At 50.3% G+C, this 12,788-nt stretch carries 9 protein-coding genes and 1 pseudogene; all 10 read right to left on the bottom strand.

Going from position 1 to position 12,788, the window contains the following annotated elements; all coding sequences use genetic code 11:
• Window positions 1–353: 353 nt before the first annotated feature.
• A complete protein-coding gene (locus EV294_RS21045) occupies window positions 354–563 on the bottom strand; it encodes a hypothetical protein (RefSeq protein WP_132310347.1) in 210 nt (69 codons plus the stop codon).
• A 1-nt stretch (window position 564) separates the two neighbouring features.
• Window positions 565–1,815, bottom strand: coding sequence for a Ger(x)C family spore germination protein (locus EV294_RS21040; protein ID WP_132310345.1), 1,251 nt, complete (start codon window positions 1,813–1,815; stop codon window positions 565–567).
• A complete protein-coding gene (locus EV294_RS21035; protein ID WP_132310343.1) occupies window positions 1,796–2,917 on the bottom strand; it encodes a GerAB/ArcD/ProY family transporter in 1,122 nt (373 codons plus the stop codon). Before EV294_RS21035 ends, EV294_RS21040 begins: the two co-directional genes overlap by 20 nt.
• Window positions 2,914–4,473: pseudogene (locus tag EV294_RS21030) on the bottom strand (spore germination protein). Before EV294_RS21030 ends, EV294_RS21035 begins: the two are co-directional and overlap by 4 nt.
• 119 nt (window positions 4,474–4,592) lie before the next feature.
• Window positions 4,593–6,203 carry a response regulator transcription factor gene (locus EV294_RS21025; RefSeq protein ID WP_132310341.1) on the bottom strand — a complete coding sequence of 537 codons (1,611 nt, stop codon included), beginning with the start codon at window positions 6,201–6,203 and terminating at the stop codon, window positions 4,593–4,595.
• Complete coding sequence (locus EV294_RS21020) at window positions 6,200–7,957, bottom strand: sensor histidine kinase (protein WP_165930762.1); 1,758 nt, start codon at window positions 7,955–7,957, stop codon at window positions 6,200–6,202. The genes EV294_RS21025 and EV294_RS21020 overlap by 4 nt, the downstream gene beginning before the upstream one ends.
• A 28-nt stretch (window positions 7,958–7,985) precedes the next feature.
• Window positions 7,986–9,539, bottom strand: a complete 1,554-nt coding sequence (locus EV294_RS21015; RefSeq protein ID WP_132310337.1) for an ABC transporter substrate-binding protein — start codon at window positions 9,537–9,539, stop codon at window positions 7,986–7,988.
• Window positions 9,540–9,702: 163 nt separating this feature from the next.
• Window positions 9,703–10,617 (bottom strand): polysaccharide deacetylase family protein, encoded by a 915-nt coding sequence (locus EV294_RS21010; RefSeq protein ID WP_132310335.1) that lies wholly within the window; start codon window positions 10,615–10,617, stop codon window positions 9,703–9,705.
• Window positions 10,618–10,772: 155 nt separating this feature from the next.
• Window positions 10,773–12,032 carry a sensor histidine kinase gene (locus EV294_RS21005; RefSeq protein ID WP_132310333.1) on the bottom strand — a complete coding sequence of 420 codons (1,260 nt, stop codon included), beginning with the start codon at window positions 12,030–12,032 and terminating at the stop codon, window positions 10,773–10,775.
• A 20-nt stretch (window positions 12,033–12,052) separates the two neighbouring features.
• The gene (locus tag EV294_RS21000; protein ID WP_132310332.1) at window positions 12,053–12,748 is read right to left on the bottom strand and encodes a response regulator transcription factor; all 696 of its coding nucleotides are present in this window, start codon (window positions 12,746–12,748) and stop codon (window positions 12,053–12,055) included.
• Window positions 12,749–12,788 lie beyond the last annotated feature (40 nt).

The following is a 12,788-nucleotide window of genomic DNA, read 5'->3' as shown; positions in this document are numbered from 1 at the left end:
AAAGTGTTTGACTTGCTCATTCATTTAAAAAATCGCTTTTCCGTTATTTCTAACGGGGCAGTTTCGCTCGTTGTTCAGTTTTCAAAGAACAATTTTTTCAACAACGCGGTATATCATATCACGTTATCGTTTCTTGTGTCAAGCTTTACTTTTCATCCATTTGCTCGATGATTTTCAGCTTTTCGTCCGAGCATCTTATCTCTCTCGGCCGGAATTAGAATATACCATAGACCGAAATACGATTGCAAGCTTTTTTTCAAAAAAACTTTAACCCTATTCCTCTCTCCGATATATTCAAAGCTACTAATAGTTTAGAGGAGAAAGAGAGTTTTCGCTAAGAAAACATCCCTTCCCTACTCTTCATACTGATCGTTTGAGGAGCTGGCAGGCAGCATTGTTTTCTCAAGCTCGCCTTCGGGCATTTCCTGTTTCCATGGCGGGTCATGCCTGCGCATCCGCCTTGAGACCTCATAGAAGCACATCGGGATAATCACGCATAGAGCCGCGCTGAACAATATACTAGCTGAAGGCAACAGCCCGATTATTCTTTTTATCCAATCCATTCTAGTCCTCCGTTAAATTAATGTTCCCGCTTCTCCTTACGCTTACCTTCACATCCATTTGCACCAGACGGGTAGAAAAAAGCTTGCCATCCTCTTCCCACTGGCTTTCATGCTTCTTGAACCATCTGTAATGATTATGGAACAAGTACTCGCGGAGCCCCATTACATCGCAGTTAAATTCATGCTGTAATTTATTTGCTGTAGACTCCATCAATTTGACGATCTCTCCCTGAATGGCGGTTTCCATTGCGGATATGGCAGGCTCCTTCAAGGTATCCGGCGCGTGAAACACTTCGTCCACAGACCCTTCAACGCGAATATGAAAAGTGAACGAAGGCAGATTGTCCGGGCCAAATGTACACGCCAGCTGCCTGCTCACGCGTTCCACGCTGAATACACCGAGCCGGTCTTCAAAGGTGAATTTTAGTTGGCCGCCTTTGACGTGCCCCTCCATAAAGTTAAGCCCGGCTGTTTCCTTAGCATTCAGGAAACCAACCAATTGATTGGATTTTCCGTTAAAGACAGCGGCTTCGGTTACTGTAGAGTAGTTTCGGCTGCTGTTCATAACCCCCTGGATGGCAAAGCTTTTGTGCTTGAGCAAAAATTCATGAACATCGCCGATACGCGATTCCGGCAAAATTCTGGAGCTTTCCTTCGTATTGTCCGACAGCTCTTCAAGATACTGCGCCGGCAGCTTCTGGTCCGGCGGATGCGTGTTCAAAATATTTAGTGCCTTATCCCGGGTGACCATCACCCTGGTAGACCGCCTCATCTGACTCTCGCGCAAAAAGAAGTCAATGGTCTCCGCGAATTTCTGGGGTTTGCGCGCGATGCTTTCCGAAACGACAATGACTTTCAAATGCTCAAAAAAAGGAGCGCGGCTTAACCGCTGCGAAAGCTTGGACATGGAGGTAGCCATCGCGTTTTCTTCTACTGCCATATTGAAGTAGGCTTTGCCGCCCCCCGCGCCTCCGTCTGATTTATTCGTGCTTAGGCCGGCAGGCATAACAATCTGGTAGACTACCTTGAATGTCTGCCGCTTGGAGGGGCCGCTCTGGTTATCCTGCGCCTGCTTATCGTCATCCTGAATGTTATTTCCTTGCTTCTCATCCTCTTTCTTGTCCGGCTCGTCGATCCCCACGCCAACGACAAAACCTCGCTGGTCAATCTCAACCCGGTCCCAACAGCCTGAGAGAAGCAAAGGAAAAGCCAATAGCAAAAGCCGCGTTCGCTTAAGCCCGGTTCCCGTCATTTGCCTTTCCCTCCTTCTTCCTTCCCCCGAACATAAGTAGAGAGATCGGCAATAAAATACCCGAGAGGATCGCCAAATAGCTGATGATATTCCCAAGGGTCGCGAATTCCGACATGTCCCCGGCAGCCATGCAAATCAAATAAGCAATAGGCGCAATAATAAGAAGCCGGTAGCGTTTGGACAGGTTTTTGAACAGAAAAGACAAGCATTCATTCGCCAAATCGAAGCCCATGGCCGCAGTGTTGTAGATCGTCATGATCCATATGACAAAAAACAACGATTCAAACCGTTCGAAAAAGTTGCCTGGAAACTGGATTTCCTTGGCTAGCTCAATGGTTGGGTAGACGATATTCATGGCTCCGATATTGGAGAAAATCCCTATCACGAGTTGATAAATAACCAGATACACAAATACCGTTAGCGCGATGCCCGACATAACCGCTTTAGGGGCTTTCTCGGGACGCTCCATAAACACGATATAGTAAAGAATAATTTCAAACCCGAGCAAGGAGTAGATAACCTCCTTCATCCCTTGCGCAATGCCTAATGGCGAAGTAACCAAGAAGGGCTTCAAATTCTCGAATTCAAACCATCTGTATCCGAAGCAGACGACAATCACAATCATGATAAGAACGGAGGGAAGGAACAGGACGTTTAGCCGAAGCAGGCCCGATCTGCTGCCGGATACGCCATAGACGACAACAAGAATAAACACCAGGGATATATACTCAACCGGTGTTCTGTCGAATAAATATTGCTTCGAGATATTCGCGATCGCCCTTGTCTCAAAGGAGCAGAAGCCCAAAAAATAACTGAATTGAAGAGCAGCGATAAGATAAGTGACCGGCCGGCCGACCAGGGAAACCGAATAATCGAGAAACGGCCTATTCCCTGCCCGAACCGCAACCTTCGAAACCAGCCAACCGGCAAAAAGCGCGACACTGCCCGCGAGCAGAATGCTTATCCAGCCGTCAAACGAGCTTGTGTAGGTTGCCACCGAGCGGGGAAGCGTCAGAACTCCTACGCCAACCAGCATGGATACGATGGTCATGCCCATCTCCAATGTAGACAGAGGTTTTTCGCCATAGCTGTTTATTCTCATGGTGTCCCCTTTCTTTTGCTGCTCTTGCTCAATCTTTTCGAATCCATCGTTTCTAATATCTCGGGTCTATGAGATAAGCGGATAACGGGCAGCCGGTAAATAAGATCGCGCCAGTCCGACAATCGAAGCGGTGCCAGAGGGGCTGTATACGGAATGCCGAAGCTTCTCAAATTCACGAGATGAATGCAAGTGACAATCAGGGCAAGCACAACGCCGTAAAGCCCGAATATACTCGCCGCAATCATAATAAGAAATCTCATGAGGCGGATGGTAATGGCAAAGCCGTAGGAAGGAATGGCAAAGGAAGCAATAGCCGTAACCGCCACGACAACAACCATCACCGGACTTACGATGCCGGCCGTGACGGCCGCTTCGCCTATGACTAGACCGCCAACTACGCCAATGGTTTGACCGATGGATTTGGGCAGTCTTACCCCGGCTTCACGCAGCAGCTCTAAAGTAGCTTCCATCAGAAACGTCTCGACGACAGCCGGAAAAGGAACCCCTTCCCTCGTTCCCGCCACGGAAAAAGCGAGCTTGGATGGCAGCATTCCGTGATGAAATTCCAATATCGCGATATACATGCCCGGGAGAAATAGCGCCATAAACACCGCAAAGACGCGTAAAATTCGAAGAAGGCTGGACAGGATCCAGTTCTGGTAATAATCCTCCGGCGATTGAATAAAGGAAGCTATCGTAATCGGCAGAATGAGTTGAAAAGGCGTGCCGTCGACCAATATCGATACTCTTCCCTGCAACAAAGCCCCCGCCACCTTGTCCGGACGTTCCGTATTCAAAATTTGGGGAAAAGGCGACCAGTAATGGTCCTGAATCCACTGCTCGATAAAGCCGGAGCCTTCCGGGTCATCGATGTCGATCGTGCCGATTCTGCGCTTCACTTCATCTACGAGCATCGGATTGACGATGCCGTCAATGTAGGCGATCGTGACATCCTTGCGAGATCTGCGCCCGATGCAAAACGAATCAAACCGGAGATGCGGATCACGGATCCGTCTTCTGATTAAGGACGTATTTGTCCGGAGGTCTTCCGTGAAGCCATCCCTTGGTCCGCGGATAAGCGACTCCGTCTGAGGTTCTTCTATCGCCCGGCTTTTCCAGCCCTTGCTTCCGATCAGAACCGTCTCTTACATGTCTTCGATGAATAGGGCGGCATCCCCCGACAGGATAGTCAGCATGATGTCATCCCAATCCGAAGAACGCCTCATATCCTGCAGCGACAGCTGCTCGGTCGTCTGCGCCTCCAGCCCTCTGCTGTATTCATCGTCCATTTGCCCGGTATTCACGGTACGGTCCGTGCGGCTAAAATGACTCCCGCTGACTTGTATCAGCTGGCTGATGACCTGATTCTGAATAACCTGCTTGTCAGCCAGCCCTTCAATGCATACAACCGCCGCTTTCTCGCCTTCGGCCATCCGAAAGGTTCGGATCAATAAATCATTGGGTGATCCAAGAGATTGCCTGATAAAAGTTAAATTATCGCTGACGGCGGCGAAAGGTTTCGATGGCTGCTCTAATGGTTGTCCGTTATGCTCCATATTGATCCTCCGCCGTTTCGTTTAACTTCATGATGCCCGCGAAAGGAAATTTTATGAAAGAAAAACAAAAAACCACCCGAAAAGGTGGTTATCAAAAAGGGAGACTCCGGCCGGTTTTTTTACTGCACCTTGCGGTATGGCTTGCGGTATTCCTGCGGCGTCACGCCGTGAACCTTCCGAAACAGCCTGGCGAAATACGAGAAGTTCCCGTAGCTGAGCCCGTCGGCAATTTCGCTGATGCTGCGGTCCGTCGTAGCCAGCAGCTCCGCAGCCCTTTCCATTCTTTCCTTCAATAAATAATCGGTCAGCACCATGCCGGTTTCCTTCCGGAACAGGCGGGACAGATACGCCGGATTTACGAAAGCAATGGAAGCCAGCTGCTCGCGGGACAGCTCTTCGTGCAGATGCTCGCCAATGTACGTTTTTACCTTTTGTACAATGGGACTAACCGCCATCGTTCTCGCAAACAGACTGCCCGCCGCTTCGGCTATGCAGCTTACCCATTGCTTGAACTGTCCGACGGAACGGGTTGCGGTCTCTACGCCGGAGCAGGCATGATTCTCGTAAAGCTGCTGGGCTTGAAGGCCTTTGCGGTGCATCGCATAATAGATGACCTGCAAGAGCGCATGGTAGGAAGAGGTCAGCGTCTCAGCCGTTGCTTGATCAGGGTTAATAGAATCGGTCCATTCCTCGAGTCTAGCGGAAAGCTGCTCAATGTTGCCCTGCTCCAGCAAATCCGCCCAATCCAGCATAGTCTCGGTAAAGCTAACGGCCGGTTTCGTCATGCTGCCCGGCGGGTCCTCGCTCCAGATGACGCCGCCCGCCATGCTCACGTTGCGGTATTCCTTGTTCAGCAGCGCCAAATAGCTTTGCAGCACTTCCGTTACGACCGTTAATTGGCCAATATAACAGGAGAGCCGGCAATAGAAATACTGCCTGCAGGCATCGACATAACTCCGGCACAAGTCTTCGATCTCTTCTCTTGCCGCCTCCACTTCGCCCAGATGCAGCACCGCAAGAATGTTACCCCGGTGATCCTGAATCACATTGCCGGGAAGCTTGTCGAGCAGCAGCTCTTCGGCCGATTTGCGCAGCGCGAATTCCATAATAAGCTCATCCCGCTCGTTAAGCGGCCGTTCCCAGCTCTCCACGCTGATGAGGATGAGGCGCACCCGTTCAACCTTGCTCATCCGCATATCGTAAGCGGAGAGCGAATGGCGAATGGCATCGGGATGGCTTGAAACCCTGCGCTCGAGCAGATCCTGCCAGAACCGCTCGACAAGCATCGGCTTGCGGCTGTTCCACAGCTCCACGATCCTGTTGTACTGGTCGTCGGTCTCGCTGATTCTCCGCTTCTCCTTCACCCGGGAGATGGCGGTAAGCAGCGTCTCCTCCAGCTCGGTATAAACAACGGGCTTCAGCAAATATTCAAAGCTGCCCAGATGAATCGCCCGCTTGGCATACTCGAATTCGGAATGGCAGGTCAAGACGATCGTCTCCGGCTGCATGCCGCGCGCTTTTACCCATTCCATCAGTTCAAGACCGCTGATCTCCGGCATTTCGATATCGCAAATGACAATATCGATCGGCTGTTCAAGCAGCAGCTGCTGGGCCATCGGGGCATGGTACGCTTCATAGACCTCGTCCACCCCGATCAACTCCCAGCGTACGCCGGAACGGAGTCCTTTTACCGCATAGATCTCATCATCCACAATAAGCACGCGTATCATAGTCCCGGCTCCCTTTCGCCCGTTTTGTATCTCGGCACCCGGAGCGTTACGACCGCGCCTTGCGGATCCGCGCTGCCAAATGCCATTCTGACTGTTCCCTTATAGTAAAGCCTGCACCGCCGGACAACGTTCCACAATCCTAAGCTGCCGTCGCCGGGCTCCAGCGAATGAACTTTTATTCTTAAATGCTCCATTTGCTCCTCCGTCAGACCCTTCCCGTTATCCTGCACCTTGATGACCAGCTCGGCGTCCTCTCCTTCGCCCTCTGCCGACACCTTTACGCTGATATGAAACGGCGAGCCCGTACGGATCGAGAAGCCGTGCACCATCGCGTTCTCCACCATCGGCTGAATCGTCAGCGGCGGGATACTCACCTTCTCGAGCGCCGGATCAACCTCGAAATCAAAGGCGAGCGTCTCCGGGAACCGATATTTCTGAATCGATAAATAATGGTAAATATGCTCGATTTCTTCTTTCACGCTTACCGTCGAGACCTGGGTACGGGTCGTAAACCGGAAATACCTCACGAGATGAAGGGACATGTTCTGGATGACTTCATAGTCCTTGATCTGGGCAAGCTGATAGACGATATTGAGAGAATTCATGAAGAAATGAGGGTGGATCTGGGCTTGCAGATGCTTGAGCTCCGCCTTCTGCGTCCGCAGCTGCTCCTCGTAAATATCAATCTTCAAATGCTCAATCTGCTGGGCCATGCCGTTAAACGTCTCTTTGAGCGTTATAAACTCCTGCAGCTTGTAATCCTCCATCCGGACGCTCAGGTCGCCGGAACGGATTTTTCGCATCCCTTTAATGAAATGATGGATCGGCTTCACGATCGAATTTTGCAGGAATAAGAGATAGAGTCCCAGCATGATCGCCGCCAGCATCGGAATGAGATACGTCATTTTGCGGAAAATCGGAAGCCCTTCGAGCAGCTTGCGCTCCGGCAGCAGGAAGATCAAGTTCATATCGGCCATCCGGGAGCTCTTGGCGACAAGCAAATACGGATTGCCCAGCTTGACGATATTGTAAGCCGCATTCCCGTTATCCATATAAGCCGCCAAGTCAAAGGCGTTAATCTCCTGCCGGATGGATTCGCTTACCGTCGATAGAGGTTTCCCTTCCCCCGAGACCAGAAGCGCTTCGGCCTTGCCCCCTTGGCCCAGCTGGCGGATCGGCTCCATCAACCGATTAAGATCAATCCATGCTCCGATAAAAGAATCGTAATTCGTATCCACAACGCGGACAAGCGCGTATTGCCCCTTCAGCTCGGCAACCTTCCAGCCCGCCCGAAGAGCCGGATCGTTACCCGCGAGCAGCTCCTTCAGCTTGGACTGGATTTCCTGCTTGCGGGCATAGGTGACGGATTGCTGCTGGGCGACAAGAAGCTCCTTGTAGTTCCCGCCGTAAGCAAACAACACATCCGCCGCGTCGTAATAGTTGATGTTCAAATCCAGATCGTTTGCCGTCTGCGTCGTGGACAAATAATACTCCCAGCTGTCCTTGTCGTATTGGCTGAGCGAAATCAGGCTTTGATCCTGCTCCGCCGCTTTATAAAGATAGTTCTCGATCTCGCCAAGAACCTGATCCATATCGTTCATGTACATCGTGAGCATATTCCGGTTCGACTGCGCCACCTGGGAATGGACCACCTTCGTCGCGTAAAGATTGTTCCATAACAGCAAAATGACGAGAGGGATAATAACGAGACCAAAGCCAAGTATCAGTCTGGAACGCATCGTTGCTTGTCTCATGACTTTCCTCCTCCTCATTGGGGAATGGCTAGCGGTTCGCAAGCCATCGATCAAGCTGGCGCTGCTTCTCCTCAACAACCTTATCCGCTCCCGCCGCCTTCAGCTTGCTTACGTACATCGGAATGATTTTCTCCGGGTCCTGCGCCCCGGTGTTAAAGGCCGGCATAAATTCCTTCTCGACCAGAAGCGAAGCGGCAATCTCCGCCTTCACCCGCTCCGGATTAAAAACAAAGCCCAGCGCCTTCGACTTATCGGCCTGCTCGTTAAAGCTGCGGTATTCTTCCCATAGCCCCGGGTTCTCGTTATCCCATAGATACGAGTTCAGCTGGTTGCCAAACATCCAGGGCTGATTCAGATTATAGCCGACCGTCTTGGCGTCAATGCCAGGCGGGTACTCAATGACGTTATCGGATTTTTTGACATAATGAATCCCTTCTACGCCCCAATCCAGCAGGTTCAGCAAATAAGGATCGGTGTAGAGCAAATTGAGCAGCATCATCGATTTCTCCGGATGCTTCGCATTGCGGGTAATCGCAAACATCGCGCTGGTTGTATCCGCCGTGGTGGTATAAGGCTTGGTGAGCTCCACGCTCACCATCGGATATCCGGTATCCCGGGAGGCTTGAATCTCGAAGCCGGGCTTCAGCGACTCCGCGTAAGCAAAGGCGTTGCCGGCTTTTACCGCATCATACTCGTTGTCCTTCGAAGTGGTCGCGTCGGCGTTTAGATAACCTTTGCGGTTCCATTCGAAAAGCAGCTTCGCGTACGCCATAAACTCGGGAGTCTCCGCCATATTCAGCACCTTCGTCGACTGCCCTTCGCGGCGCAGGACGCCTGGACCCTCTCCCAGCATGTCAAAAATGCCGTACTGCATCATAAACGTAAGCGGACTGCGGTCTGCCCTTGCCTGCAGCGGAGCCAGCTCCGGCTCATTCTGCTTGAGCTTCTCGAAAATCGGCCCAAAATCGGCCAATGTCTTGACCCGGGACAGATCGATATCGTACTTGCCGACCAGATCCTGACGCAGCACCAGTCCTTTGCTGGAGGCAAACTCTTTGTTGGTCACAATCCCATAAAGCCTGCCGTTCACTTTGCTGGCTTCCAGAATGGAAGGATCAAGAAGCTTTCGGATGCCCGATCCGTATTTGTCCAGCAATTCGTCAAGCGGCAGATAACGACCCTTCGCAATCTCGTCTCCGAAGCGCATCCAGCCCGCGGTGAAAATAATGTCCATCTGCTCGCCCGATGCGAACATCAACCCCGTCTTATCCCACCAGGAGCCCATGTCGATCGTGCGGATATCCAGCGTTGCGTTTATTTTCTTCATGAGGTAATCATTGATTTTATCCTCAACAAGGTTAAGATCCCTCGGTACATTGCCTGCGGGGAAAACCATAACCAGCCGGTCCGTATCGCTGTCTTCTGCCGGTTTGGCTTCCGGACCTTCTTGGGTCCGGGCTGTATTCGTATCGACCGGCCCCGGCGTTGGCCCGTACATCGTCGAAAAGGCGATTAGAATAGCAACGACGAGCAGCGATCCGATCACGATTGGAAGCGCTTTCTTGTTAGCTCTATTGAACATGTCACTCGTCTCCTTGGCACAAGGTTAGATACCTCATCATACAACGGCCTGATTCTTTCCGACTACTCTAATTGTAACTTTTAATAACAAGATTGTGACTGTGCTCCCACCGCATTAAAAACAGCGGCGAAGGTATGGTTCATCCTGCGCCGCTGTTCTGTTCTTACTTTTTCTGCTCGTATTTATCCAGCTCTTTAATAAAGTCCGCCGGCTTCTTATTGGAGTAGCCCATGTTAATCCGAAATCCGTTTGTTTCCGATGGACCATTCAGACCCGGTTTTACCGTAAAGGTCAAATCAATGCCTTGTTCTTTGACGACCTTAAGCAGCTCATCATTGTACCAGCCGTAAGGAAGCGCAAGAACGCCGTACGTATTGCCCAATTCCTCTTTCAACCGGGTTTCGGCGAGCTTTAGATCCTCCGCAACGCGTTTTTCATATTCGGCTTCCGTCTCCTGGCGTTTTTGATCCTTCAAATAGAGTCGTCCAACCGTTTCGGGCTTTTCTCCCCCGTCTGCATTAACAACTCCCATCTTATGCAGATCGTAGGTATGATTCATAAAGGCAATGCCGTTCTGCTTCATCTCGCGCATTTGGTCCCAAGTCAACTTCGGGATTTCTCCGCCGACGGGGTGGTCTATTCTTGATACAATGACGAAGCTGACTGCCGGATAGCCATACTTCTTTAAGATCGGATAGGCGAGTTTATAAAAGGATTCATAACCGTCGTCGAAGGTGATTAGAACGGCTTTGTCGGGAACAGGTTTTCCGTTGAGAATAAAGTCCCGATATTGATCCATTCCAATGACACGGTAGTTCTTTTCTTTGAGCAGGCGCATCTGCTCTTCAAATTGCTTGGTCGAAATAATACTGTCCGCTGTAGGTTTGTCCATAATATGATGATACATAAGGACAGCAACGCGTTGACCGTTTTTACTTACCGTTTCGGATACGGCTGCGTTATTCGATACAGCTCCGTTACTCTTGTTGGAAAGTCCCGACGCGTATACGGTTGTAGCAATAAGCACAATGACAAACACACTCACAAAAGATAATAACATCAATCTACGGCTTTTCATGATTAATCATGCCTCCCTGCTTGTTGAGAGCAGTATAATAGGCAGATCTTAATAAACAAGCCATGAACTCCTTATGAACTTCTTAAGTTCTACTAAAGATTGACGAGGATTTTTGCAGAAAAACATAAAAAAACAAGCTGTCAGAGGCTGAATGCTTACGACAGCTTGTCAGGTCCCGTTCCCTCTCGCTTAAGGGGGCCAGAGCACGGTAAGCGGGTCTCGAAGGAGGTAAACCTCTTACTGCTTTGAACGGTAATTTTTCCTCCGTGAAGCTCGATGATGCTCTTCGTGATAGCCAGTCCAAGCCCCGTTCCGCCCGTCTCCTTGGACCGAGAACGTTCTACCCGGTAAAAGCGGTCAAAGATATAGGGCAGATCCCTCTCGGGAATCGGTTCTCCATAATTGGTAATCCGCACAATAACATCTTCCTCTTCGCACACCAGTTCAATATCTACGTAACGTCCTTCCCGGCCGTATTGTATGGCATTGGATATCAGGTTCTCATAAGCCCTTACCAACAAGCCTCCGTCTGCCATAATCTTGCGGCTTTCGTCTTGGAAATCAACTCTGCTCTCCATCCCCGCTGCTTCAAGCGCAGGAACAAACTCCTCGTTAAGCTGCCCGATCAACCCGATGATATCAAGCTGACGGAGATCAAGCGGCATCCCGTTATTGATCCGGGTGTATTCAAACAAATCATCAATAAGACGCCGCAGGCTTAACGATTTTTCATAGGCGATATTCACGTAATACCTGAGCTCCGTTTCGTCTTTGTATCGATCCTTTTCTATAACTTCGAGAAAACCTAATATCGAGGTAAGCGGAGTCCTCAGGTCGTGAGAAACACCTGTGATGAGATCGTTTTTCGTTTTCTCCGCATTACGCTCCTCCTGAATCGAACGATGGAGCCGCTCGCTCATCCGGTTGATGCTGGACACCATTTTCCCTATCTTGCTGCCGTCCATCTCCGGAATGCGATAGTCAAATTGACCCTCCGCGATGGCCTCCAGTCCGCGTATCATTTCCTCCAGGTTATGGTCCAGCTGGCTGCTTACTTGATTCACGCTATCCGCAACCCGGGCTAATTCGTCTCTTCCCCCTACCTTTACCTGTTCGCCCAAGCGTCCTTCCAGGATGTCCTGCAGCCCCGCATCCACATTGCGCAAATCTCTCACGAGTCCGCTGCTGGCCACAAAGAAGAAATAAGGAAAACAGAGGACGGCGGTAACGAGCATAACGACCTGGGAGCCGTAAGTATTAACTAACCAATCAATCGGCGGCTGGAACAGCTTCACCTTCAGAAGCGGACCCGTCAAATAATAACCGACAAAAAGCGCAAGCGCCGTCATGCCGAGACTCATAAGCATGATCAGCATTAAACGCCACCGGATCGTAAAGATCCATTTCGCTTTCATGACAAACTCCCCTCTCTGCATCAGACGGCCTCAATTTTATAGCCGATCCCCCAAACCGTTTTTATAATGCGGGGGTTGCGCGGGTCGCATTCGATTTTTTCGCGGAGCTTGCGGATATGAACCATCACGCTGTTCTTGGATTCCATAAAAGGCTCGTTCCATACCTCTTCATAAATCTGCTCCATGCTGAGCACATTGCCGCGATTAACCGCCAAAAACCGCAGAAGCGCAAACTCCCTTGGAGTCAGCTTAATCTCCTTCTGGTCGACCATAACCGTATGGGAGGCGATATTAATAATCACGTTGTCAATTTGAATTTCGCTTGCGTTTGATGGACCGGTCTTGAATTGCTTCATTCGGCGAAGCTGCGATTTGATTCGCGCGATAAGCTCAAGCGGACTAAACGGCTTGGTTACATAATCGTCCGCGCCTACGCTGAGACCCGATATTTTATCGATATCCTGACTCTTTGCAGAAAGCATAATAATGGGAATATGATTATTTTCCCGTATTTTCATGCAGGCCTCGATTCCATCCATTTTAGGCATCATCAGATCTAGGATGATCAGATCGACATGCTGCTTTTCCAAAATCTCGAGAGCCTCAAGTCCGTTTGACGCCTGCAGATACCTGTATCCTTCGTTATGGAGATAAATGCTCATCAGCTTAATGATCTCTGCTTCATCATCTACCATTAATATTGTATTCACGGTCATAATGCCTCCTGGAGCGCTTTGATATGTTATCAAGTATACG

This window comes from Paenibacillus sp. BK033, from assembly GCF_004345425.1.
Taxonomy (GTDB): domain Bacteria; phylum Bacillota; class Bacilli; order Paenibacillales; family Paenibacillaceae; genus Pristimantibacillus.
The sequence above is the reverse complement of the archived record's forward strand: the minus strand, read 5'-3'. Positions and strand labels throughout refer to the sequence as shown.

Coding starts and splice junctions, on each gene's coding strand:
- EV294_RS21045 (WP_132310347.1), bottom strand. CDS start 563: ATGGATTGGATAAAAAGAATAATCGGGCTGTTGCCTTCAGCTAGTATA.
- EV294_RS21040 (WP_132310345.1), bottom strand. CDS start 1,815: ATGACGGGAACCGGGCTTAAGCGAACGCGGCTTTTGCTATTGGCTTTT.
- EV294_RS21035 (WP_132310343.1), bottom strand. CDS start 2,917: ATGAGAATAAACAGCTATGGCGAAAAACCTCTGTCTACATTGGAGATG.
- EV294_RS21025 (WP_132310341.1), bottom strand. CDS start 6,203: ATGATACGCGTGCTTATTGTGGATGATGAGATCTATGCGGTAAAAGGA.
- EV294_RS21020 (WP_165930762.1), bottom strand. CDS start 7,957: ATGAGACAAGCAACGATGCGTTCCAGACTGATACTTGGCTTTGGTCTC.
- EV294_RS21015 (WP_132310337.1), bottom strand. CDS start 9,539: ATGTTCAATAGAGCTAACAAGAAAGCGCTTCCAATCGTGATCGGATCG.
- EV294_RS21010 (WP_132310335.1), bottom strand. CDS start 10,617: ATGAAAAGCCGTAGATTGATGTTATTATCTTTTGTGAGTGTGTTTGTC.
- EV294_RS21005 (WP_132310333.1), bottom strand. CDS start 12,032: ATGAAAGCGAAATGGATCTTTACGATCCGGTGGCGTTTAATGCTGATC.
- EV294_RS21000 (WP_132310332.1), bottom strand. CDS start 12,748: ATGACCGTGAATACAATATTAATGGTAGATGATGAAGCAGAGATCATT.